At 56.3% G+C, this 22,968-nt stretch carries 20 protein-coding genes; 6 read left to right on the top strand and 14 right to left on the bottom strand.

Features of this window, described 5'->3' with window-relative positions:
- Positions 1–21 precede the first annotated feature (21 nt).
- From H7849_RS21045 to H7849_RS21020, 6 genes are all read right to left on the bottom strand, one after another.
- Positions 22–945, bottom strand: coding sequence for a ParB/RepB/Spo0J family partition protein (locus H7849_RS21045; RefSeq protein WP_186742251.1), 924 nt, complete (start codon positions 943–945; stop codon positions 22–24).
- Positions 946–996: 51 nt separating this feature from the next.
- Positions 997–1,842 carry a ParA family protein gene (locus tag H7849_RS21040; protein WP_186742249.1) on the bottom strand — a complete coding sequence of 282 codons (846 nt, stop codon included), beginning with the start codon at positions 1,840–1,842 and terminating at the stop codon, positions 997–999.
- Positions 1,843–2,062: 220 nt separating this feature from the next.
- Entirely contained in the window at positions 2,063–2,719 is a 657-nt protein-coding gene (gene rsmG / locus H7849_RS21035) for a 16S rRNA (guanine(527)-N(7))-methyltransferase RsmG (protein WP_186742247.1), read from the bottom strand.
- Complete coding sequence (locus H7849_RS21030) at positions 2,716–3,450, bottom strand: gamma-glutamyl-gamma-aminobutyrate hydrolase family protein (RefSeq protein WP_186742245.1); 735 nt, start codon at positions 3,448–3,450, stop codon at positions 2,716–2,718. The genes rsmG and H7849_RS21030 overlap by 4 nt, the downstream gene beginning before the upstream one ends.
- A complete protein-coding gene (locus tag H7849_RS21025; RefSeq protein WP_186747925.1) occupies positions 3,447–4,271 on the bottom strand; it encodes a lysophospholipid acyltransferase family protein in 825 nt (274 codons plus the stop codon). Before H7849_RS21025 ends, H7849_RS21030 begins: the two co-directional genes overlap by 4 nt.
- Entirely contained in the window at positions 4,268–5,593 is a 1,326-nt protein-coding gene (locus H7849_RS21020; RefSeq protein ID WP_186742243.1) for a bifunctional folylpolyglutamate synthase/dihydrofolate synthase, read from the bottom strand. Before H7849_RS21020 ends, H7849_RS21025 begins: the two co-directional genes overlap by 4 nt.
- 374 nt (positions 5,594–5,967) lie before the next feature.
- Between H7849_RS21020 and H7849_RS21015 the strand changes: the two genes are divergently transcribed.
- Positions 5,968–6,825 (top strand): phosphatase PAP2 family protein, encoded by an 858-nt coding sequence (locus H7849_RS21015; protein ID WP_186742241.1) that lies wholly within the window; start codon positions 5,968–5,970, stop codon positions 6,823–6,825.
- A gap of 2 nt (positions 6,826–6,827) precedes the next feature.
- On the opposite strand, the gene H7849_RS21010 is transcribed toward H7849_RS21015, so the two are convergent.
- Both H7849_RS21010 and H7849_RS21005 read right to left on the bottom strand, forming a co-directional pair.
- Positions 6,828–9,344 (bottom strand): alpha-glucuronidase family glycosyl hydrolase, encoded by a 2,517-nt coding sequence (locus tag H7849_RS21010; RefSeq protein WP_251106386.1) that lies wholly within the window; start codon positions 9,342–9,344, stop codon positions 6,828–6,830.
- A 58-nt stretch (positions 9,345–9,402) separates the two neighbouring features.
- Positions 9,403–10,284 (bottom strand): helix-turn-helix domain-containing protein, encoded by an 882-nt coding sequence (locus tag H7849_RS21005; protein ID WP_186742239.1) that lies wholly within the window; start codon positions 10,282–10,284, stop codon positions 9,403–9,405.
- Between the two features lie 45 nt (positions 10,285–10,329).
- Here H7849_RS21005 and H7849_RS21000 point away from each other — a divergent pair, with 45 nt between their 5' ends.
- Positions 10,330–10,791, top strand: a complete 462-nt coding sequence (locus H7849_RS21000; RefSeq protein ID WP_186742237.1) for an SRPBCC family protein — start codon at positions 10,330–10,332, stop codon at positions 10,789–10,791.
- On the opposite strand, the gene H7849_RS20995 is transcribed toward H7849_RS21000, so the two are convergent.
- Genes H7849_RS20995 through H7849_RS20980 form a run of 4 tightly spaced genes read right to left on the bottom strand, consistent with a single transcriptional unit; the run spans position 10,786 to position 13,144 of the window.
- Positions 10,786–11,304, bottom strand: a complete 519-nt coding sequence (locus tag H7849_RS20995; protein WP_186742235.1) for a hypothetical protein — start codon at positions 11,302–11,304, stop codon at positions 10,786–10,788. The genes H7849_RS21000 and H7849_RS20995 overlap by 6 nt on opposite strands.
- A gap of 8 nt (positions 11,305–11,312) precedes the next feature.
- Complete coding sequence (gene accD / locus H7849_RS20990; RefSeq protein WP_186742234.1) at positions 11,313–12,152, bottom strand: acetyl-CoA carboxylase, carboxyltransferase subunit beta; 840 nt, start codon at positions 12,150–12,152, stop codon at positions 11,313–11,315.
- 21 nt (positions 12,153–12,173) lie between these two features.
- On the bottom strand, positions 12,174–12,710 hold the full coding sequence (gene cobO, locus H7849_RS20985) for a cob(I)yrinic acid a,c-diamide adenosyltransferase (RefSeq protein WP_186742232.1): 537 nt from the start codon (positions 12,708–12,710) through the stop codon (positions 12,174–12,176).
- 5 nt (positions 12,711–12,715) lie between these two features.
- Positions 12,716–13,144: a 23S rRNA (pseudouridine(1915)-N(3))-methyltransferase RlmH gene (locus tag H7849_RS20980; RefSeq protein ID WP_186742230.1), complete on the bottom strand. Its 429-nt coding sequence runs from the start codon at positions 13,142–13,144 to the stop codon at positions 12,716–12,718.
- Between the two features lie 461 nt (positions 13,145–13,605).
- Here H7849_RS20980 and H7849_RS20975 point away from each other — a divergent pair, with 461 nt between their 5' ends.
- The gene (locus H7849_RS20975) at positions 13,606–17,115 is read left to right on the top strand and encodes a TonB-dependent receptor (RefSeq protein WP_186742228.1); all 3,510 of its coding nucleotides are present in this window, start codon (positions 13,606–13,608) and stop codon (positions 17,113–17,115) included.
- A gap of 68 nt (positions 17,116–17,183) precedes the next feature.
- Here the strand turns inward: H7849_RS20975 and rsfS are convergent, their stop codons facing one another.
- Together rsfS and nadD are read right to left on the bottom strand one after the other, a co-directional pair.
- A complete protein-coding gene (gene rsfS / locus H7849_RS20970; RefSeq protein WP_186742226.1) occupies positions 17,184–17,711 on the bottom strand; it encodes a ribosome silencing factor in 528 nt (175 codons plus the stop codon).
- A gap of 81 nt (positions 17,712–17,792) precedes the next feature.
- Entirely contained in the window at positions 17,793–18,461 is a 669-nt protein-coding gene (nadD, locus tag H7849_RS20965; RefSeq protein WP_186742218.1) for a nicotinate (nicotinamide) nucleotide adenylyltransferase, read from the bottom strand.
- 53 nt (positions 18,462–18,514) lie between these two features.
- Between nadD and folK the strand changes: the two genes are divergently transcribed.
- From folK to H7849_RS20950, 3 genes are all read left to right on the top strand, one after another.
- Positions 18,515–19,051, top strand: a complete 537-nt coding sequence (folK, locus tag H7849_RS20960) for a 2-amino-4-hydroxy-6-hydroxymethyldihydropteridine diphosphokinase (RefSeq protein WP_186742216.1) — start codon at positions 18,515–18,517, stop codon at positions 19,049–19,051.
- Between the two features lie 14 nt (positions 19,052–19,065).
- Positions 19,066–21,306, top strand: a complete 2,241-nt coding sequence (locus H7849_RS20955; protein WP_186742215.1) for a TonB-dependent receptor — start codon at positions 19,066–19,068, stop codon at positions 21,304–21,306.
- 139 nt (positions 21,307–21,445) lie between these two features.
- The gene (locus H7849_RS20950; protein ID WP_186742213.1) at positions 21,446–22,945 is read left to right on the top strand and encodes an aldehyde dehydrogenase family protein; all 1,500 of its coding nucleotides are present in this window, start codon (positions 21,446–21,448) and stop codon (positions 22,943–22,945) included.
- Positions 22,946–22,968 lie beyond the last annotated feature (23 nt).

The following is a 22,968-nucleotide window of genomic DNA, read 5'->3' as shown; positions in this document are numbered from 1 at the left end:
GAAGGAAAGCTAAGCAGCCGCTTAGTTTCCCAGCGCTTCGAGAAGCGTGTCGAAGTCCTCCAAACGAGAATACTCAATGATGACGCGGCCTCGTCCGTTCTTGTCTTCGATGCGCACTTTGAGGCCGAGTGAGCGCTGGAGGCGATCCTGAGCTTCGCGGACATTTGGATCGACTGGCATCTCTTTCGCTTTATCTTCGCTCTTTGTTTTCTTCTCTGGATTCAGGAGTCCCTGGACGTAGCTTTCTGTCTGGCGCACGGACATGGATAGTGCCGTGACTTTTTGCGCAGCTTTGAGGATGGTTTCCGGGTTTTCGAGCGGCAGGAGCGCGCGGGCATGGCCAAAGCTGAGATCGCCACTTTCGACTTTGCCTTGGACTTCTGTCGGCAGGCGCAGCAGGCGAAGGAAGTTTGAGACTGAGGCGCGATCTTTACCGGTGCGCTGCGCCATGTGCTCCTGGGTCAGCTTGAATTCGCGGCCAAGCCGTTCAAAGGCGCGCGCCTGTTCCATCGGGTTCAGGTCGGCTCGCTGCAGGTTTTCTACGATGGTCATTTCCATCGCCTGCTCATCGGAGACCTGGCGAAGAATGGCCGGGACGGTTTCCTTGCCAGCCTTTTGCGAGGCCAGCCAGCGACGTTCACCGGCAATGAGCTGGAAGCGGCCGTTCGGCAGGGGGCGCACTACGATTGGCTGGACAACGCCTGTAGCGGAGATAGAGTTGGCGAGCTCGGTGAGCTGTTGCTCGTTGACACGGCTGCGAGTCTGGTAAGGATTGCGGTCGATCTCGCCGACCGGAATTTCGTGCGGCTTGCCTGCGACTTCGGCGGCTGGCGGTTTCGGCGCGGCTTCGACTGCCGCGGTTACGGTTGCCTGCACGCGTGGGAGAAGCGACTCAAGTCCCTTGCCCAGAGCGCGCCGTTTCGGAATCTCAGTTGCCGTTGTCATTACTTATCCTTCCAGTCTTGAATCTTGTGGCCCTGTCTCGATTTGTATGGCTCAGGCGTATGGCCAGAAGCGGATTTCCTTCTTCCCGCGCTTCCCTGCCGCTTCCCTGCGCTCTTTGGCCTTGGGGCTCTCGATGTTGTTTCGCTTCAATAGTTCGTCTGCCAGCTCGGTGTAGCTTTCCGCGCCGCGCGATCTTGGATCGTAGAGGATGACGGGCTTGCCGTAGCTGGGGGCCTCGGCAAGGCGGACATTGCGAGGGATGGCTGTCTTGAGGAGCTTGTCCTTGAAGTAGGCGCGCAGGTTTTCCGTCACCTGCTGGGCGAGGTTCGTGCGGTCGTCGTACATGGTGAGCAGCACGCCCTCGATCTCGAGATTTGGATTGAAGCTCTCGCGCACGCGATCGAGGGTGTTCATCAACTCGCTGATGCCCTCGAGCGCGAAATATTCGGCTTGCATGGGAACGAGCAATCTGTCGGCGGCCACAAGTGCGTTCAGAGTAAGTAGATCGAGCGCCGGAGGGCAGTCGAGAACGACGAAGTCATACTTCGACCGCTGTGGGGCCAGAGATTCCTTGAGACGATGAGCGCGATTCTCCTGCTGAATGAGCTCAAGGTTCGCTCCGATCAGGTTTTTATTCGACGGAACCAGCTTGAGCGTGTCGATCTCCGTCGAGAGAAGAGCCTCTTCTATGGTGGCCTCGCCGAGGAGAATGTCATAGGTAGACTTGCGCTCGTCGTCGCGGGTAAAGCCATAGCCACCGGTCGAATTCGCCTGCGGATCGCAGTCGATCAGGAGGGTATTCAGGCCTTCAAGGGCAAATGCGGCGGCGAGATTGATGGCGGTGGTGGTTTTGCCTACTCCACCCTTTTGATTGACGACGGCCAGAACCTTACTCATGACAATAGGGAAAGACTAAAGATGGTGGGGTTGAAATTCAATCGCGATGGTCTGTGCAGAACTGGACATCAATTGTGGAAGACTTTTCTGCATCGACGGAGGATCTGCTGTAACTCTTTGCTATACGAGAGGATAACAGGGGCTTCGGGGATGTTGAATGCGATGAACCTGGAAAGGCAATCCGTGGAAAACGTTTGTGTTCCACGTGGAACATGGAGGGCTAAGAGTTCGGTTTAGGCGAGCTATGTTCCACGTGGAACGTCCCGCTTCGCTGGCCCATGAGGAGTTGCCTTTGTGAGGATCCGGGCAGACGGATAGGGGCGGACCAGTCGATCTGCTGGAACTGTGAAATAAGCGGGCTGGATGTTTCTTCGGTCAGGAAGAGGATGAAATGGCCACCCAGTTGGAGCTTCTCGACTGCAACGCGGCAGGCCTCCTGCATTTTATCGACAGCGCGCAGGGTAACGGCGTCGAAAGAGCGGTCCAAAGATTCGACCCTTCCGTTGTAGACTTCAGCGTTTGGAAGCTCGAGGGTGCGGCTAGCTTCACGGAGAAAAGCAGCTTTCTTGGATTGGGATTCGCCTAAGGTCACGTGAACTTCTGGACGGCACAGCGCGATTGGGAGTCCGGGGAATCCGCCGCCAGAGCCGAAGTCAAGTAGAGTCTTGATGCCAGTGGGAAGGTGGCGAGCCGCAAAGATGCATTCGATGAAGTGGCGCTGCAGGATCTCGTCCGGTTCGCGAATTGCCGTAAGGTTCAGGCGGGAGTTCCACTTCTCCAGCAGTTCCAGATAGATCTGGAAGCGGCGAATGACCTCAGAGCCCAGCGGTCTGAGATCGGCCCGCGCGACAGCCGATTCGATTTCGGCCGCCGTCATCGGGCGACGGACTCCCGAATCTCACGTGGTTTCCAGGCACGAGCGGCATCGACAAAGCTTTGAAAGATGGCTTGCGAGGCGGGAGTGGAGGGTGTGCGCTCCGGATGCCACTGCACTCCCAGAACAAAGTGCTCCCCACGCTGCTCCACCGCTTCGATGGTTCCGTCCGGGGCTGTTGCGGCGACATCGAGACTGTCGCCAGGGATCTTAATGGCTTGGTGGTGGCTGCTGTTGACCGTAATTCCTGGGGCGAAGGCTTTCAAATGCTCTGCCGTGCCCGGGATCGAGATCGGATGGGCCTCGATGGTCTCGCGGCCTGCCTTGTGATTGATCGAAGTCGTTAAATGCTGTGCCAGCGTGCCGCCCTTCCACACATTGAGAGACTGTGTACCGTAGCAGATGCCCAGAAGTGGCTTGTGCAGGTTGAAAGCATCCTGCAAGACGAGTTCGTCGACAGCCTCCCGGGCTGAATCGGCTGGAGCGCATTCCCGAGCTGGCTCCTGGCCATATTTCTGTGGATTTACATCGGCAGGGCTGCCTGGTAACAACACTCCGGAGCAGGAAGCGACCAGCTTCGCGACAGTTGCCGGGGATGCGGCCAACGGAATGGGGACGGCGACGGCGCCACAGGCTTCAACTGCATGTGCATACTGCGGCCAGCTGCCCTGGTTATAGTCCGGCTCGGCCGAAGTAGGCTCGGGAATAGCGATGCGAGGATTCAGGTCGTTCATACAGCGTTCTCTGGGATTTCGGTTATGGCTTCAAGCGATGGTACTGCTGGGGCTTCCAGGTAGGAGTGCTCGTAATAGAGTCGGCAGATCTCATCGCTCAATCGGCTGGTCAATTCATCTACTTGTCGCATGGAGTAGGCGGTGGTATCGATGGGTTCGCCGACTGCCAGACTAATGGGCACAGGATAAAACTGCGCGGTGTGGATAGGCAGCAATTCATGCGTGCCGATCAGCGCCATTGGAACAATGGGAACCTGGGCGCGGATGGCCATAAATGTCGGGCCATTCAGGAAAGTGTTCGGGTGACCGCTCTCGGTGCGGCCGCCTTCGGGGAAGATGAACAATGGCATGCCGGACTTGAGCGTTTTCACGGCGCTGCTGAGGCTTGAGATGGATGCGCGTGGATTGTCGACGTTCACGGGCACCTGCCCGGAACGGTGAAGATGCCAGCCGATGAAAGGCATCTTCCACAAGTCATGCCTGGCAACGATGCGGAATTGAAACGGCATGCTGGCGAAGATGACCGGTGTGTCCATGTAGGAGAGATGGTTGCAGGCATAGACGGCGACGTCGTGCTTGCGTAAGTTCTCATCGCCGAGAATGGTAATGGGGCAGCCGCTGGCTGCAACGGAGGTTCGAGCCCATGCCTGGGCGATGCGATGCTGCAACTTGCCGTCTCCGTCGAAGAGCGATGCCGTGAGGGAAAGACTGCCGAAGAAAGCAGTCGATGCGAAGACCGCGGGTGCCTGGACGAAGAAAGACAGCAGGCGGTTCGATAGGGGCAGCGGGTCGGGTCGCGGACCGAGAAGACGGCGGGTCACTTCGTTAACTCCTCGCGCAGCGATCCCACCAAGTATACGGAGCCGGTGCCGACGATCAATCCCGTTGAAGGCGTAATCTGCTGCGAGCGCTGGAGCGCCTCCGGCGCATCGGCGCATTCTTCGTAATCCGCACCGACAGTATCGGCGGCCTCAGCCAATTCGTTTAGAGTGGTAGTTCGGGGCGAGTCGACTGGTGTGAGCAAAACCCGATCAAAGAGCGGAAAAAGAATCTGGGCCAGTTCTGTGATCGCCTTGTCGCGCAGGCAGCCAAAAATCAGGGTCTTAGGCGCAGATGCATCCAGTTCCGCCAAGATCGAGCGCAGAGCCCACGCTCCGGCGGGATTATGGCCGACGTCAAGCAGGATCGCCGCGCCATTTTGAGCTGTGAAGCGCTCCATGCGGCCTGGCCAGCGCGTTGCACGAATGCCGTGTTCGATGTCTGCTGCCCCTATTTTGTAACTATGATTGTTACATAACTCGATGACTGTTGCGATGGCGAGAGCCAGATTGCGCTGTTGATGTTGGCCGACAAGCGGCGAGTCCACTTCGATGCTTTGTCCCAGTACCTGCAGCGGGTAACGATTGCGTTCGCCTTCAGAATGCGTCGTGCGCAATGGAATATATTGCGCGGCATTGACGCCGCGCACGCTGAGGCTCGTGGCTACTTCGCCCAGAGCGTAATTCGCTTCCGGATGCTGCGGCAGTGTGACCATCACGCCATTTTCGCGAAGAATGCCGGCCTTCTCGCGTGCGATTGCGGTGATGGTTGGGCCAAGCCATTCCGTGTGGTCGAGTGAGATGTCGGTGATGACAGAGACAAGGGGTTCGACGATATTCGTTGCGTCCAGCCTACCGCCCATGCCGACTTCAAGCACGGCGATGTCGACCTTCGAGTCTGCGAAAGCCGCGAATGCCAGCGCCGTCATGGTTTCGAAGAAGCTGGGCGGCGCGGGCAGCTTGTCTTCGTCGACAAGCTTACGGGCCGTGTCGTCCACCAGAAAATATAGGCGCGCGAAGTCGTCGTCGGATATGTCGGCGCCGTTGATCCGAATGCGCTCATTGACGCGTGTCAGGTGCGGAGAGGTGTAAAGACCAACCCTGTATCCGGCTGCCTGCAGAATTGAAGCGAGTGTGGCCGAAGTGGATCCTTTGCCGTTCGTGCCGGCGATGAGCACTGAGGGGAACGTCTTTTGCGGGTCGCCGAGGGCGGCGGCGAGCACCCGCATGTGTTCGAGCTCGAACTTACGCCGCGGTTGGCCCGGAGGCGTAAATAACTCTCCGGCAAGGGCGAACAGGCTTTCGATGGCCGCAGCGTATGACATATCTAGATTTTAGTAGATTCCACGAGGGCCAAATGAGAACCATAACTTTAGATCGGCGCTGAAGGGAAAGGTGTTATAAGACAGCAGCCATAGATCGAAAAGATATGGGCGCCTAGTTATGCGATTTAGCCGAATAAGTGCTTGACCCTGGCACGAGTAAAAGGCATGATGCAAACAAACACCCTTCGGAAGAAAGCACCCCCATTTACTCCGGGAAAACCAGAGTGGAATGACCTTTGATCGCTGCTGGCAGTCAAGTTGAAAAAAGAACACTTGCCTTGGTACCTCCTTCCCAAACCAAGGGGCTGGCTCGTCCGCAAGGAGTTTGGCGTCTTCCGCCTTTAGTTCACTGCGTTACCTTCGCAATTTGCTTCGTGCTGTTCCTGTTCTGCGCGATTGCGACGCATTTGTTCTCCCTCCACAACCTTGGGGTGAGCGCGATTCTTATTGCCGCGCCCGTGTTGATTGCGCCGTCGCTTTTGCCGGCCGCCTGCTGGCATCAAAAGGGAAACATCGATAAGCGAGAAGCGGCGCTTACGCTTCCATGGGTGCTTTTGCTGATGACGATGATTCCCTGTGTAGTCGTCGTTTCGGCGCGCCTAGGTATGCCGCTTCGCGATCAGGCCTTCCTGCATATGGATGAGCACCTGGGATTCAATATTCCGGCGATCATGGCGTGGGCCGCGCGGCACCCGATCGCGCAACATGCTCTGAGCCGCTCTTACACGCTATTGTTCTGGATGATTGGTCTGGCGGCTCTTCTGCCTGCCCTGATGGGAAAGCGGAAAGCATCCCAGGAATTCCTGTTGGCCAATGCGATTGTTTTCCTGCTTTCTGTTCCGCTGTTCACAGCTTTCCCGGCTGTAGGGCCTTGGGTGGCCTACCACTTTCCGGCCAACGCTGCACAGAGGCTGTGCGAACTCTCGATTCGCGGCATGCACGTGAACTCGTCTTCGGGCGCGGTTGAAGCGTTCGGAGTTGTTTGCTTTCCTTCTTTCCATGTCATATGGGCAATTCTCTCGGCCGTCGCGCTGCAATCCATCAAATGGCTCCGCGTCCCTGCGATCGTTCTTGCCGGGCTGATTATCGCGTCGACGCTTACGACGGGATGGCATTACGGCACCGATGTGATCGGGGGCTTTTTCATGTGCGCGCTTTCTCTAGCGAGCGCAAAGGCGATCCTCCGACTGCAAAGTATTAAAGATGCCGAAGCGTTTGCTTCCGCCCGATAAAATCAATTGGCACCGCTCGTTTCAAGCTCGACATAGTCGATTCCGGCTTTATCGCCACCGCTCGGCAGCCCGTCAATGCGAATGGTGTCGCCAGTCTTCAGAGTCAGCGCCGGCGATGTATGGCGAGTACTCGTGTGCCCGTTCATCTTGGGTGAGGGCAGATCGTCGTCGGCTACCCAGGCATCGACAAGCTTGCCGTTCACATAAAGATGGAATTGAGCCGTGCCGTCATTCTGATCGAAGTATTGCGTAGCGATTGCGTATTCGCCATCAGCGCGTTGGACCGTGAAACTTACCGAGCAGTCTGTAGAGCGATCGCATGTGACCGCTTTGCCTCCGGAGGCTGTTTCCCATGGTGATATTTCCACTGGGGTGTAGCCGTCGAGCTCCATTAACTCGGCCTCGATACGATTCGGATGATGACCTGCGCGGCCTTTTTCGTCGGGTATGCCTGATGTTTTGAGGAACCATTCGCAGATGGCGTCACGCCAGACGATTGCGTGTCCTGCCTGATAGATGAGTCGTTGCAGGACGTCTTTGTACCGTTCGTCATCGACGCGACCCTGCAAAGTCTTCCATTGCGTGATGAGATGGGCAGCCGCCTCGGCGCCTTCGTAGTGTGAGTCGTAGATGTGTTGAATGACGGTTTTTCCGGAATGCAGCTTGTACGTGTACGAAACGTGGTGCATGAAGAGAAGCAGATTGTCCGGGCAGCTTGCGAGGGATTCATACATCGCGGCTACGGGTTCGTGATACTGGCCGATGTAGCCCGTTCCTGTGGCTACGGTACGATCCATGCCGATGCCGTCGTGGTCGGCGCGGTGCCACTGGCCCCAGCCGTTGCGCTCCGATGATTCGATACCCGGCCCATAATGCACGCCGATGATGTCGGTCATCGTGCCTGCGCCGAGCGGCCCGGTATAGCTCTCATAGATATGCCAGGAGGCGAGCTGCATGGCGGTGATCGTCTGAACTACGAGCGGATCGTTGCCGAAGGTTAGTCGCGTCCACTCTTCAGCGATCGTCTGTGGCGAGAGATCAGGGTCCCAGGCGAGGCGGCCGAATCCATACAGATTTGCCATGGCTAGTGGATGCTCCAGCCAGTTGGCATCGAGGCCAACGTTCGCGACTCCTACTATGCCGCCCAGCGGACGCTGAAAGACCTTGCCAGCGAGGATGTCTTTGACAGGTGTTGGGGCGGGCTTGGCGTGAAGATCAAAGTCCAACACCTCTTTCCACATCGGGATGAGGAAGCAGAGATGGCGCTGCTGGCCGGTGTACTCCTGTGTGATCTGGACTTCCATTGCCTCGTTCGTGTGTTCGAGACCGCCGAGCAGCGGCGAGACTGGCTCGCGCGCCTGGAAATCGATCGGGCCATGCTTGATCTGGAGCACGACGTTGTCGTCGAATTTGCCGTCGAGCGGATGGAAAATGTCGTAGGCGGCGCGGGCGCGATCGGCCTTCGGGTCGCGCCAATCAAGATGATGGTTGTAGACGAATGCGCGGTAAAGGACGACTCCGCCGTGGGCTTTCAGGGCGCGGGCGAGTACGTTTGCTGCGTCGGCTGGCGTACGGCCATAGCTTGAGGGGCCAAGCTGGCCTTCGGAATCGGCTTTGACGGTAAACCCTGCGAAGTCTGGTATGAGTCTATAGATTTCGTCTGCTTTGCTGCTCCACCATGCTTGAACGCGCGGGTCGAGCGGATCGAACGTATCGAGCTTATCGACCGTCTGCGGGCTGGCGATGTTGACCGAGAGCGCCATGCGCACGCCCCATGGGCGAAAGGCATCGGCAATGCGAGCCAATTCTTTGAGGGAGGCATCGCTCAGGACATCGGGAGCAGCGTTTACGTTGTTTACGTTACAGCCGTTGATGCCGACCGAAGCAAGCAGCCTCGCATATTCGTTGACACGTGTGAGATCGGCGCGAACGTGACCATTGTCGAAGAAGATGGATCGTCCAGCGTAGCCGCGCTCGATGCTTCCGTTGAGATTGTCCCATTGATCGACCCATCGAATCGGCTCGGCTGGTGTTTCCCTGTCGTCCAGGTTTGATACGTCCTGAAGCTGCGCGACGCGGCTTAGCAGAGCGAACGTGCCGTATAAGATTCCGCTCTCGTCGGCTCCGGCGATCACGGTGTAGGCGTGGCCGCGATGATGAACGGTCTTTAGCCAGAAACCGTCTCCGGTGACCTGGCCAGATTGCAACTCAGAAAAGCGCGACCGCAGATCTGTAACTGTGCCGAGCACAAATGCGTTTTCGTTCGGCAGCTTCGGTACTTCGCGCAGTGTTCTTGCCAGCATGCTTTGGATGCCGCGTGTCAGCTCTTTTTCTGCGCTGGACGCGATGAGACTGTGATCGAGCGAGACTGCAGTCTGAGGCAACGAAGCATATTGCTTGAGGGCATGGGGATCTTTGATTGGCGCGTACCGCAGCCACGCAGCCTCTCCTGTTTCGGCCAGACATTCCGTGGCTCTTAACAGAGAAATTGCCAGAAATAGGAGAAGTCGCAATTTCAAGCCCGCTGCTCCGATTGAAGTAAAGCGATTTTCTAAGGAATCATACTCGTTCGCGAGATCAGCTGTCCTGAGCGGGCTCGAGGCCGGGGTATTCGGTAGGAGTGTATTCCGTGATCGACTTGAAATCGTTGATGAGGTGCGCCTGGTCAAAATAGCCTAGACCGATTGCGAGTTGCGCCCAGTCGAGACGTTTGCCCGAGTGCATTAGCTCCAATAGTTCATGCAGGCGATAACGACGAATGACCCACTTCGGGGTCGCTCCGACATAGCGGCTGAAGAGTCGCTGCAGGGCACGCGCACTCATGCGGGTGCGCGCGGCGTAGTCGTCGACCGTGAGAATGTCTGGCTCGTGAAGAATGCGCTCGACCAGTTGTCGCGCCAGGTCCACCTTTTCATCGGGCGGCGGCTTGCGTTCTGTCAAAAAGGCATCGGCAGCAGCAGTCATTTCACTTTCATTGTTCGTGTCGAGAATTACCCTTTCGAGGGCCTTGACTTCACGACCGAAGACTTGCTCGACAGGGATTGAACTGTTCGCCAGCGATGAAACGGATTTGCCGAGAAAAGGAAAAAATCCGCCGGGGGTAAATTTGATGCCGAAGACATGAGACTTGCCATCGAGCACGCGTGAGAACTTGCTAGTCGATATGCCCCATGCTTTGCTCTCCGATTTTTCGAAGACTATGTGGACGTTGGGATGGGGCAGGCTTTCGACCAGCCGTGGTTCGAGGCCACGCAGGTCCCAGCTCACCATCCAATAGTGATCGATCCATGTCGCGAGTTCTGGAGCTGCGCATAGTCGGGCATGGCGGAACTTGCCAGCCGCTGGCGGAGGTCGCCGTAGGACTCCGCGCGGCTGGCCCAGCTCCGGATCAAACGACTCTTCGTTCTGATATTCGGCAGGTTTAATGGCTGCAGACTCCTGTCGCGTTTTTCCAATCAAGGACGCAGCTTCCAGTTTAGATTGTGTGGCGAGGAAGATTTGGATATGCCAGAACTATTCATTCGCAAATCGATCGAGGTTCATGCCCAGGCGGAAGCGCTGTGGAAGGTGCTGACGGAGAATGAGTTCATCACTCAATATATGTTTGGCTGCGTGGCAGAGACGGACTGGAAGCCGGGTTCCCGCCTGCTGTGGAAAGGCGCGGCGGACGGCAAGCTCTATGTGAAAGGTCAGGTGGTAGCAGTGGATGCGCCGTGGCGGCTCGAATATACGGTGATCGACCCGAATAACTCTGCCTTTCCGGATATTCCGGAAAATTACCTGACTATGATCTACGAGATCAGGAAGCGCAGTGAGGGAGGCGCGACCTTTGAGATCATTCAGGGGGACTATTCCAAGGTAGCCGAAGGACAAAAGCGCTATGAGGACACCCTGAAGGGCGACGACTTCATCCTTGTGAAGATCAAAGAACTCGCGGAGGGACTGCAAGTCGCTGCATTTTCATAACTTGGAAATGGCTTGTTGCAGTGTGCGTTCTTTGTCTGGCGACCAAGGGCCGGAATCGTGCCACAAGATGTTACCGTGCTCATCAATGATGACGACGTAGGCATCGTCCGGTGCGGAAAAGTGGACGGCATCTTTCCATGCCTGCGCGTTTTCCATGATGGGCGCGAAGTGCTTCTGCTGGTCGGGAGTCAGGGTGCTGCGCATGTTGTGGACGATCATGCCGCGGACAAATCCAGGTGCCCCGGCCAATACCGGCATTTCGTAATAGCCGATCTGTGGTTTCGTTTTGAGCTGCGCGGTTATGCCCTCGAACCATGGTTTACAGGCATCGCCCGATTTCTTGCTGAAACCAAGAACCAGAATCGTTCTGGATCCCGGCGCTGGCGGTGGCAAGCGCAGAGTGTCATTCGCGAGGGTAGGGCCGCTGAACGACGGAATGGTTTGTGCTCCGGCCGGCAAGCCTGTCAGCAGTGCACTACCGAGACTGGCGAGAATTGCGAATCTGGACTTCATGGATGTCTCTAATGCTTCATGAAGTCAAGGGCGCGGATCAGGTACGGCTTCATGTCCTTGCGGTTCACAACCGCGTCGAGGAAGCCGTGCTCCAGCAGGAACTCTGAGCGCTGGAAGCCTTCAGGAAGCTTCTGTCGGATTGTCTGCTCAATGACGCGCGGGCCCGCGAATCCGATGAGCGCCCCCGGCTCGGCGATGTTCAGGTCACCCAGCATGGCAAAGCTGGCTGTCACCCCGCCAGTGGTCGGGTCAGTGAGAACTGAGATGTAGGGAACCTTGGCTTCATCGAGACGGGCAAGCGCTGCGGAAATCTTCGCCAACTGCATCAGGCTGACGATACCTTCCATCATGCGCGCTCCGCCGGATGCGGCAACAATGACCAGTGGTCGGCGCATGTCATAGGCACGATCAACTGCGCGAGCAATCGTTTCGCCCACGACTGCTCCCATGCTGCCGCCGATGAAGGCGTACTCCATCACCGAGAGAACGACGGAATGCGGGCCGAGCTGGCCCAATGCATTAATGATGGCGTCGTTGAGGCCCGTATCATGCCGAGCTTTTTTCAGGCGCGATTTGTAGGACTTAAGATCGCTGAAATTCAGCGGATCGGTCGACTTCAGTTCGGTGTCGACGATTTCGAATCCCGGTTCGAGCAGCATTTCGATGCGCGCCCGAGCACCAATGCGGAAGTGATGGCCGCACTTGGGACAGACATAGGAGTTGGCTTCAAGATCGGCTTTGAAGATGACCTGATCGCAGTTCTCACACTTGATCCAAAGTCCCTCGGTGCGAACTGTTTTCTCTCCGCCGCTCTCGATTTTGTTTTCCTGCCGCTTAAACCAGGACATGCCTACCCTTTCTGTCGCTCACTAGTACTCCACGCCACGCTGTGCCAGAATGCCCTTCTGGTAAGCGTGTTTTACCTCGCGCATTTCCGTAACGGTATCGGCGATCTCAACCAAGGATGGATGCGCGTTGCGCCCGGTGAGCACAACATGCACCATCTCGGGCCGGTGCTGCAGCGTTTCTGCAACCTTGGTGGGATCAAGCATGCCGTAGCTGATGGCGTAGTTGATCTCATCAAGCACCACCATGTCCCACTCACCGGAAAGAATGGCTTTTCGTGCTTCTTCCCATGCTTCTTCCACCATGCGGATGTCTTCCGGATCAGTCTCTGCTCCGCCGATCTTCACAAATCCGCGGCCCATCTGCTTGATGACAAAGTTGCCGTTGAAGGCATCGACAGCGTCGAGTTCCCCGTAATGCCAGGATCCCTTGAGAAACTGCAGCATCAGCACTTTCAGGCCGTTGCCGACAGCGCGCAAAGCCGTTCCCATGGCCGCAGTCGTCTTACCTTTGCCCGGTCCCGTGTTGATCAGGATCAGCCCCTTGCGCGATTCGGTCATACCCCTCAGTGGCCCGTGTGATACGGATGCCCAGATAGGATTGTAAACGCCCGGTAGAGTTGCTCGCTGAGGACTACCCGAGCCAGTTCGTGCGGCAATGTCATTGTCCCAAGCGATAACAGCAGGTTTGCCTGCCTGCGGGCGTCGTCCGACCAGCCGTCGGCAGGACCGATGGCGAAGACAATTTTTTGCTGCCCTTGATCGCGTTGTTTGCCCAGCAACTCGGCAAATTGTTCCGATGCGAATTGTTTGCCTCGGCTATCGAGCAGCACCAGATAGGGCACGGTACGGGAGCGGTGACGCGAAAGGGTTTGAAGAAAAGCAGACTCGGAGGCATAGACCGGAATCTCGACTGCAGCATAATTGCCGATTCGCTTGGCGTATGTCTTGAGTGCCGACGTGAAGTCAGATTCGCCGGGACCCCTTTTAATCATTGCAATCGAAACGGTCACCCAGCGAGTCTACTGTTGTCGGCCAGTCCACTCAAAGTGCTTACGTATGGGTGGTCTTTCCACTTGTCATAGATGGGCCAATATATCTATGAAAAATTAGAGATCTGAACACCGTGTCATTACTTCAGCTTCAATATCTTCCGAGTAACTTCTGCAATGGATTTTCATCCTCTCAAAGAACTGTCAACCATTAAATGCGAAGCAATCACAATCCAGCGCCATCAAGACATCGATTACTAATCGATTAATCTAATGCGCACGCTCTAAGAGGCCTCCAGCAATTGGGCCATCGATTGCGAGATAGGGCGGCAAATCGTGGCAATCGAGTTTCGGGCCAGGATTTCTGAAGTGTGCGCTGAGGTAGTGCACTTCTCCCACCTCTGCGCGAGATCTGAAAAAAGTGGTTTCGATAGCCGTTTAAAAGTCACCGTTCCGGAGGATCTATGCGGTCAGCCAAGGTTATTTTGGCAGTGCTGTCGTTGCTTCCCGTTGCCTTCCTTGCCCAGAAAGCTCATGCGCAGAACGTCTATGCCGCGGTTCATGGAACCGTTACGGATGCCAGTGGCGCTGTAGTTGCGAACGCAACAGTCGAGATTCTCAATACCAGTACCAACATCTCCAGCCGGGTGACGACCGATAGCAAGGGGTACTACAAGTTTCAGCAATTACAGATCGGCGGTCCCTATACGGTCACGATCCAGGCGACAAATTTCCAGCAATTCAAGTCAACAGGTCTGAACCTGAATCTAAATGATGACCGCGCGGTCGACGCGGTCCTCCAGATCGGATCGGGCACCACGACCGTCCAGGTGCAGGCCGCTGCCGTTCAGGTAGAGACCTCGGATACACAGCTGAAGACCGAGCTTACGACTCAAGACATCGACGCATTACCTTCGATTTCACGTGACGTCTCCCAGTTAGAAAAGACGGCGCCCGGTGTGGTCGAGGCTGCGGACCGTTTCGGGACATTTTCAGCAAATGGCAGCCAGACTACGACGAACTCGTTCCTGGTGGATGGAACAGACATCAATGACGCGCCGCTGCAGACCCAGGGAATCGAAGTGAATCCGGATGCGATCAGCGAACTGAACATTATCGTCAGTACATTGAATCCGGAGTTCTCGCGCAACTCGGGTGCAGTTCTCAATGAGGTAACAAAGAGCGGAACCAATACCTTCCACGGCAATGGTTTCGAGTATTACCGTGATACGTTCTTAAACAACGGCGACTATTTTGCACTTCCCGGCCAGCGTCCACCATTCCACCAGAATCTGTATGGCGGCACATTAGGCGGCCCGGTGCTCAAGGATAAGCTGTTTTTCTTCCTGGCCTATCAAGGCTTTCGCAATCGTACGGGTGGCACGCAGACTACGCCAGTCTTTACGTCAGACCAGCGTGGCGGTGTATTTGGCGATGCAGGCGCTCTGTCGACGAACCCGATCCCGTTCAACATTAATGGGTGCGTCGCTAATGGCAAGAATTCCTGGGCGAGTTGCTTCCCCAACGGACTCTCGGTTAGTCCGAATCAATTCGATCCAATCGCCGCCAACCTCATGAATAAGTTTGTACCAGCCTCGAACACTATCATCGGTGGTATCCCCATCTACAGCTTCAGCACGGCAAATTCAGGTGGCGGGGACCAAGGTGTTATTCGCGCCGACTATCATCTGACTCAGAAGGATGAAATCTGGTCTTCGGCCATCTTTCAGTCGGACCCGACAATGGAGACCTTACCGTTTACCGGAGCGACTCTTCCCGGATTCGCGGAGGTCGACGCGGCACACGTCAAGATTTTTAATGCCTCGTACACCCACGTTTTCAACAGCAGCATGATCAACGAGCTTCGTGTTGCCTATTTCCGCTTTAACTTTGCGGCGGTCGAACCGGCGACTCCGGTTGCTCCCAGCACCTATGGCTTCCAGATCACACCGCAAAACACAGGTGCACAGAGTCTGCCCCTTATGGCTGTTGGTGGCTATTTCACCCTGGGATTCAGTAACAACGGGCCTCAACCACGCAAAGATTCGAACCTTGGCTTTGTAGACAACTTCAGCAAGGTCATCGGTGCCCACAGCATGAAGTTTGGCGCTCATGTGACGCAGTATCGCGTAAGCAACCCATTCTTCTTCAACAACAATGGAAACTATGCGTTCGATGGTGGCGGTCCCTTCAGTTCCGGTGACCCGGCAGTGGACTACCTATTGGGTATTCCCGATACCTACGCTCAGTTCTCTGGCGGTTTTATCGATGCGATGGCTTATGAGACCTATCTATATGCGCAGGACAACTGGAAGTTAAGCTCGACTTTCACCCTCAACTATGGAATGGGCTGGGACGCAGAACAACCTTTTCAGAACAGCCAGTTCGGCGGCGTGGCCATAGCCTGTTTCATTGCAAACGGGCCGCAATCGAAAGTTTATCCAACCGCTCCTCCGGGGCTTCTGTATCCAGGAGATTCAGGCTGCAACAAGGCGGGCGGTCCGACTATCAAATATACGAATTTTGCTCCGCGGATTGGGTTTGCCTGGTCTCCGGATTCCGGTCCCAAATTCCTGATAGGGACAGGACATCAGGACTTTGCCATTCGAGCTGGTTTCGGGCTCTACTACAACCGGGATCAGGAAGAAGGTTCATTGCAGAACCTGGAGACGCCTCCGTTCACGCTAAACTCGCAGGGAGCCGCTTCGGCCGGGTTACAGCCGGGCTTCGATAATCCGTTTGCCGACGTGGCGGCCCGGGGATCCATTTCAAATCCATACCCGTTTACGCCGCCCAAGCCCGGCCAGCCTATTGATTTCGTTGCCGCCGGTTACTTCCCGACTTTCTTGAATACTTTCAACGTCCATAATAGAGTTCCAGTCGTTTACAACTTCAATCTGAACGTCCAGCGTTCGTTGCCGGGAGCTATGGTGATGACTCTGGGATATGTTGGCTCGGTCGGGCATCACCTGGTCACGACTTTTGATAACAATCCAGTAACGCCAGCCGGGCACGCGGCCTGTCTGGCTGACCCCGTGTGTGTCTCTAACCGCGCGATTCAGCGGCTGGCCTATCCAAGTCATTCCACGGATCCGCTCACTATCGGCAATACCGGTCTCCCGTACTACTTGGGTGTTGGTTTACAGTCCACCACCGGGAACTCAAACTACAACTCATTTCAGGCGCAATTGCAGAAGGCTCAGACTCATGGACTGTTCTTCAATCTCGCCTATACCTACTCGCATGGACTCGACAATGCTTCAGGTCTTGAAAGCTCGGGCTTTAACGGTCTGGGGACGAACCAGATCCCTGGCTTCCAAAATCTGAGCTATGGCGACTCGGATTACGATGCGCGCCATCGCTTTGTAGGCACGTATGTTTACGAAGTTCCGATCCTCCAATCGATGAAGAACAATTTCTTCATGAATGAATTTCTCGGGGGCTGGCACGTCTCCGGGGTCACCGCGTTGCAAAAGGGCTTTCCCATCACCATTCTCGATACCGGTGGCTTTAACTCACTCTGGTGCGATGCATACGTCTACTTCTCCTGCCCGGATACGCCGGTCACATCGACCTTCAAGATCAAGACGCTCAATCCGAGGTCAGGCGAATGGTTTGATCCCAGCACCTTCAGCCAAGAACCAATTGGGACATTTGGCAACGTAAAGCGCAACTTCTTCCACGGGCCAGGATTCAACTACACCAATCTCGGCATCTACAAGAATTTTGCTCTGGGATCTGAAAAGTCTCGCTACGTCCAGATTCGGATGGATTCGTTCAACACCTTCAACCACCCCAACTTCGCACCTCCAGGCTCGCCGGGCGTCCCCGGTGCTAACTATGGTTCAGCGGTCGCTCCGCGCGCCACTTTCGGGAAGATCACTTCTGTGATTCAACCCGTGAACTTTGGTGGCTCAAGCACAGACCCGCAACCTGGCCGCGCGGTGCAGCTGGCTGCAAAGATCTACTTCTGAATTAATCCGCCATTCACGGGTGAGAAAAAGAAAAGCCGCTTCGGCGGCTTTTCTTTTGGGCTGAGATATCACTTTTTCTTTGGACGAGATGGCGGGGAGCCTTTCTTCTCGCTTGCGGTCGATCTTGCGCCGGCAGCCTTTTTCTTAGCCTGCGCGGCAGCCCTCTTTGCCGGAACGGTCTTTTTGCTTGCCGTTTTCTTCCTCGCCGCCAGGGTCTTTTCTTTGAGCGCTTCCTTCAGTTCCTCCAGATCTACGGGCCGTGCCGATTTCCATAGCCGTTCTAGGTCATAAAACGCACGCTTTTCAGCCAGGAAGATGTGGACGACGAAATCAACATAATCCATCAGGATCCACTCGCCCTGCTTGCGGCCTTCGACCGAGTGCGGATAGGTCGCGAACTCTCGTTTCAGGCAAAGCTCAATTTCGTCACCGATGGCCTGCGCCTGGCGATCGTTGGCTGCGCTGGTGATGAGGAAGAAATCGGTAAAGCCTGAGTCGGCGGGATCGAGTTCCAGAACGCGGGTGTCTTCTGCCTTCTTATCTTCGCAGGCCGCTGCGGCAGCCAGCACCATTTTGCGGGTTTCGGTGGACGCCATTCGGTGGGGAGGCTCTCCTTAGATACCAACGCTACATCGTAACGTGGACCGAGTACCAGCGCCAGTGGCATTGCTTAACGATTATCGATAAAGCTGGTGCGCGCGAATATAGTCCGCCACGGGTTGCGGCAACTCAGAATCGTCAACCAGATGGTCGGCCAGCGCGGCGCGTAACTCCGTTGCGGAAATCTCTTCGCGCAAGTCAGGCAGGAAGTAGAGGGTCGAAGTCCGATCCGCTTCGCCTGCCACGTGAAGCACGGTAAGTCCGACTTCATGGAGTGGGTCTCCGCAGAGACGCACTCCGCGCGGTAGCGCTTTGCCTGCGTTCTCGAAGTCAAAGCCCGGACGCCCGGCGATGATGAAATCGCACGCGACCAGAAGCTCGGCTGCGTGGTACCAGCGTGGCAAGCTCAAGAATGAATCAGCTCCAACTAGACAAAACAGGTGATCTTCGGGCTCCAACGAAGCTCTTAACAAGCCGATGGTATCGACGGTGTAATTAGGGCAGTCGTCGCGTCGCGGTGCGTCGATCGTAGATAGTTGAAAACGTAAATCGCCAGCGATCGCCAGCCTCACCATTTCGAGGCGGTCCTCAAAGCTCGCGGCGGATGAGTCGTGCTTGAGCGGCTGGTTACCAACCGGCGCGAAGAGCACGAGATCGAGGCGAAGTCCGTCCGCAGCAGCTTTGGCTATTGCGAGGTGTCCACGATGCGGAGGGTCAAAGGTGCCGCCAAAGAAAGCGATGCGCATGCCGGAGATACTCTGGAGATGATCGTAAACTGTTTCTGCGCCAACCTTTTACGATGACTTCGGCAGAAACACATACGGCCTACATCGGCCTTGGCTCGAATCTTCGCTCACCTGCGGGAACGCCGGCTGAGACGATCGAAGCGGCAATCCGTGAGCTTGAACGTATTGGCAAGGTGACGGCGCGCTCGTCGCTGTATGAAACTGCACCGGTTGGACTTACGGAACAGCCATCATTTATCAATGCAGTGGTTTCCTTCAGAACCTCTGATCAGCCCGACAATTTTCTCGAAAAGCTCCTCGCGATCGAACGCAGTTTCGGACGTGATCGCAAAACCAGCACGCCGAAAGGTCCACGGACACTTGATCTCGATCTGTTGCTGGTGGATGAACTGGTCGTTAACACGCCAAGTCTTTCCTTGCCGCATCCGGCGCTTGCTGATCGCCGCTTTGTCCTCGCTCCGCTGGCTGAGATTTGCCCGGAATTGCAACATCCTGTTCTTAACAAAAGCATGCGCGACCTTCTGGCAGCATTGCCTAATGATGGAGCGAATAGTATCGACCGTGTGCGGATTCTGCCCCCACATCCGTAAAATGAAAACACTTCATGCCGCTTCGATACATGACGGGATGCACCTCGCTACTGCTTTTATGGTTACTGTTTGGTTTGTTGCTGACTCACTGTGAGAGCCAGCAACAGCAACTCTATTCCGGTACGGTTGTGGACGAACAGGGCGCAGGCATTTCGCATGCAGAGATTGCCACGCTTAGTGGCTCGATCCTGGGCACAACTGCGGACGACGGAGCCTTCAGCTTTCAGGACGACTTGCATGGAGCGATCACCGTTAAGGTAACTGCCCTTTCATTTGACCCTGACACAGTTACACTTTCGCCGGGATCGCATGCGCGCGTCGTATTGCAGCGGTTGCAGCAGAGCGTCGAAGTGACCGCATACCGCTCACCGCTCGACACCCTGGACAGTCCAGCCAGCACGCGCATCGTTGGTCAGCAGCAACTGCGTGAGGCCGCAACACCCGCACTCGATGGCAAATTGCGTCAGGTCCCGGGACTGGAACTATTTCGACGTTCAAGTTCACTCGTGGCAAATCCAACGTCACAAGGCATATCCCTTCGCGGATTAGGATCGACAGCGGCGAGCCGTACGCTCGTTGTTTCCGACGAAGTACCACTCAATGATCCATATGGTGGATGGATTCACTGGGAAGAGATGCCCGAACTCGCCATCCAGTCGGTGGAGGTCGTGCGCGGAGGAGCGTCCGATCTCTACGGGTCGAGTGCAATTGGCGGTGTCATCAACGTCATGCCGGTCAAGCCGGAGCGCGACATTTTTGCGCTGACTACAGGCTATGGTTCTGAAAGCACGACCAGCAATGGCATCCTCGGATCACTGAAACGTGGGCCGTGGGCAGGGCTACTCGCCGCAGGCATTGTAAGTACAGACGGATACACGCTCGTTGCTCCGGACCTGCGCGGACCGATTGATCAGCCGAGCAACGTGCATGCCCAGAATGGGGTAATCGATCTTGAGCGAACAATTCGTAACAGTAGCCGTGTCTTTCTACGCGGCAGCGTATTGAACGAGGCTCGCGACAACGGTACTCCCTTGCAGAAGAACGGCACGCGGCTCTGGCGCTATTCGGGAGGCACCGACTGGTCGCAGCTTACACTTCGCCTCTACGGCAGTACCGAGCACTATCGGCAGACGTTTTCGTCCATTGCTTCAAACCGGGCGTCTGAAACCCTGACCCGCTATGCAGAGGACCCGGCCGACGAATTGGGAGCGGTCGCGCATTGGCGGCAGCCGGTCGGGGCAAAGGCTGTGATCATCGCCGGCGCCGACACCCACGATGTGCGCGCGTCGGACGACGAGGTGCTTTTCACCGGAGCTGGTGGTTACCAAAACACAGCGGCGCGTCAGCGTCAGACCGGAGTCTATGGCGAAGCGCTGGCTACACCGGGCAAGTGGACGCTCAGCGCATCTGGCCGCGTCGATCATTTCTCGAATTTCGATGCCGAACAATGGACGCAGAAAGGCGCGCGCACTCTCCCATCGTTCAGCGAGACAGTGTTTAATCCGCGGCTGGGAATTTCACGACGGATCACCACGAACGTTGCCCTCAATGCGTCGGGCTTCCGCGCCTACCGTGCGCCGACAGAGAATGAACTGTACCGCACCGGCCAGGTTGGCCAGCAGACTACACTGCCCAACCCCAATCTTCGTTCAGAACGTGCGACAGGTTGGGAGACTGGATTTCAGACAAACATTCCACGCTGGCAATCGATGCTCCGTGCGAGCTACTTTTGGACGCGAGTAAACCGGCCCATTACAGCCCTTACGCTTGCTACCACCCCCACATCCACCTTGCTGATGCGCGAGAATCTGGGCCAGATCGAGAGCCGCGGTGTTTCCGTCGACTTCGAGTCGCACCCATTTTCATGGGCGGCTATCACGGGCGGCTATCAATATGCGAATGCCACAGTAACCAGCTATACACAGCAGCCGCAGCTCGTCGGCAACTGGATTCCACAGGTAGCCCGCAACATGGCAACGACACAGGTGCGCGTCAGCAATGCGCGTATCGGGGCCCTCAGTCTCCAGGCCCGCATCAGCGGACGGCAATACGACGACGATGCGAACCAATACCTGCTGCACAGCTATTTCCGGCTAGATGCTTACGGTTCGCGTGCGATCGGGCATCACGTGGAGGTCTTTGCGGCTGGAGAAAATCTCTTCGACCGTGCTATCGAAGTGGGCAAGACGCCGATTCTCACCTTGGGAACGCCGCGCGTCGCGCGCTTTGGTTTGCGCCTGCGCTTCGGCGAGTAACCCCATCTCCAATTTGCTCAAAACATAGTGTTTTCAAGCCTGCCTTTCACATCCCTCCTGCGTGGGTGTATTGTGTTCGACGGTGCAGTTTCGGCCCTTTCATAACTCCCATACGGGCCGTCCGCCAAGGAGCTTTGCTATGGCAACTATCGCCCTTGATCCTCGTCTCGGCAAGAAGTCTGCCGACTTCATTGCCCAGACGCATCGCATCTACGTCGATGGCAAATTTGTGAACGCCGCATCCGGCAAAACTTTTCCTGTTTATAACCCGGCGACCGGTGAAGTAATGGCGCATGTGCCGGAAGCAGAATCCGAAGATGTGGACCGCGCCGTGCGCGCAGCGCGCCTGGCGTTCGATGAGGGCCCATGGTCGAGGATGTCTCCGTCACAGCGCGGGCGCATCCTCAATAAACTCGCCGATCTGCTGGAGCAGAATCTGGAAGAGTTCGCCGAGTTGGAATCAATGGACAATGGCAAGCCGATTTCAGTGTCACGTGCTGCCGATGTGCCGCTCGCTGTTGATCTCTTTCGCTATATGGCAGGATGGTCGACGAAGATCATGGGCCATACCTTTCCGATTTCATTCCCTGGCGAATATCTGACCTACACGTTGCGTGAGCCGATCGGCGTGGTCGGTCAGATTATTCCATGGAATTTCCCTTTGTTGATGGCAGCGTGGAAACTGGGTCCGGCTCTCGCTGCGGGATGCACGGTTGTGCTCAAACTCGCGGAGCAGACGCCGCTCACCGGATTGCGTCTGGCAGAGTTGATTCACGAAGCCGGATTCCCTGCCGGTGTTGTGAACGTGTTGACCGGTTACGGTGAAGGCGCTGGTGCTCCACTCGCCGCGCATGATCTGGTGGATAAGGTAGCTTTCACGGGCTCGACCGAAGTGGGCCGGTTGATCGTTCATGCTGCCGCCGGAAGCCTGAAGAAGGTCACGCTGGAGCTTGGAGGCAAGTCGCCGGCGATCATCTTCCCCGATGCGGATCTGGAGCGCGCCATTCCCGGGACGGCCTCGGCGATTTTCTTCAATCACGGACAGTGCTGCTGCGCTGGGTCGCGGCTCTTTGCGCACGAGAGCATCTTCGATCGCGTGGTCGAAGGCGTCTCCGACATCGCATCGAAGATCCGCGTCGGCAGTGGGCTCGATCCAAATACCCAGATGGGGCCGCTCGTCTCTGAAGAGCAATTCCAGAAGGTCACAGGCTATATCGAATCAGGTATTAGCGAGGGTGCGAAAGCCGCAGCTGGCGGCAAGAAGGCGGCCGACAAGGGCTACTTTGTCCAGCCGACAGTACTGACGAAGACGAATCCGGAGATGAAAGTCATTCGCGAAGAAATCTTTGGACCGGTGGTTTGCGCGATTCCTTACAAGGACGCCGATCTGGACCGCATTGCCAAGGAAGCCAACGATACGCCGTACGGTCTGGCTGCCAGCATCTGGACCCGGGATATCTCAACCGCGAATAAGATGGCCAAGCGCATCCGTTCGGGCACGGTCTGGATCAACTGCCACAACGTCTTCGACGCTGCGCTGCCCTTCGGTGGATACAAGCAATCCGGCTGGGGCCGCGAAATGGGTGCCGAGGTACTGAACAATTACACCGAAGTGAAGGCTGTGACTACGGCACTCTAAAGATCAAGAACGAGAGAGCGGGA

Source organism: Alloacidobacterium dinghuense (assembly GCF_014274465.1).
GTDB classification, from domain to species: domain Bacteria; phylum Acidobacteriota; class Terriglobia; order Terriglobales; family Acidobacteriaceae; genus Alloacidobacterium; species Alloacidobacterium dinghuense.
The sequence above is the reverse complement of the archived record's forward strand: the minus strand, read 5'-3'. Positions and strand labels throughout refer to the sequence as shown.

Coding starts and splice junctions, on each gene's coding strand:
- H7849_RS20995 (WP_186742235.1), bottom strand. CDS start 11,304: ATGAAGTCCAGATTCGCAATTCTCGCCAGTCTCGGTAGTGCACTGCTG.
- rsmG (WP_186742247.1), bottom strand. CDS start 2,719: ATGACGGCGGCCGAAATCGAATCGGCTGTCGCGCGGGCCGATCTCAGA.
- H7849_RS21020 (WP_186742243.1), bottom strand. CDS start 5,593: ATGTCATACGCTGCGGCCATCGAAAGCCTGTTCGCCCTTGCCGGAGAG.
- folK (WP_186742216.1), top strand. CDS start 18,515: ATGACTTCGGCAGAAACACATACGGCCTACATCGGCCTTGGCTCGAAT.
- H7849_RS21040 (WP_186742249.1), bottom strand. CDS start 1,842: ATGAGTAAGGTTCTGGCCGTCGTCAATCAAAAGGGTGGAGTAGGCAAA.
- H7849_RS21000 (WP_186742237.1), top strand. CDS start 10,330: ATGCCAGAACTATTCATTCGCAAATCGATCGAGGTTCATGCCCAGGCG.
- H7849_RS20975 (WP_186742228.1), top strand. CDS start 13,606: ATGCGGTCAGCCAAGGTTATTTTGGCAGTGCTGTCGTTGCTTCCCGTT.
- H7849_RS20980 (WP_186742230.1), bottom strand. CDS start 13,144: ATGATTAAAAGGGGTCCCGGCGAATCTGACTTCACGTCGGCACTCAAG.
- cobO (WP_186742232.1), bottom strand. CDS start 12,710: ATGACCGAATCGCGCAAGGGGCTGATCCTGATCAACACGGGACCGGGC.
- H7849_RS20955 (WP_186742215.1), top strand. CDS start 19,066: ATGCCGCTTCGATACATGACGGGATGCACCTCGCTACTGCTTTTATGG.
- accD (WP_186742234.1), bottom strand. CDS start 12,152: ATGTCCTGGTTTAAGCGGCAGGAAAACAAAATCGAGAGCGGCGGAGAG.
- H7849_RS20950 (WP_186742213.1), top strand. CDS start 21,446: ATGGCAACTATCGCCCTTGATCCTCGTCTCGGCAAGAAGTCTGCCGAC.
- H7849_RS21045 (WP_186742251.1), bottom strand. CDS start 945: ATGACAACGGCAACTGAGATTCCGAAACGGCGCGCTCTGGGCAAGGGA.
- H7849_RS21030 (WP_186742245.1), bottom strand. CDS start 3,450: ATGAACGACCTGAATCCTCGCATCGCTATTCCCGAGCCTACTTCGGCC.
- nadD (WP_186742218.1), bottom strand. CDS start 18,461: ATGCGCATCGCTTTCTTTGGCGGCACCTTTGACCCTCCGCATCGTGGA.
- rsfS (WP_186742226.1), bottom strand. CDS start 17,711: ATGGCGTCCACCGAAACCCGCAAAATGGTGCTGGCTGCCGCAGCGGCC.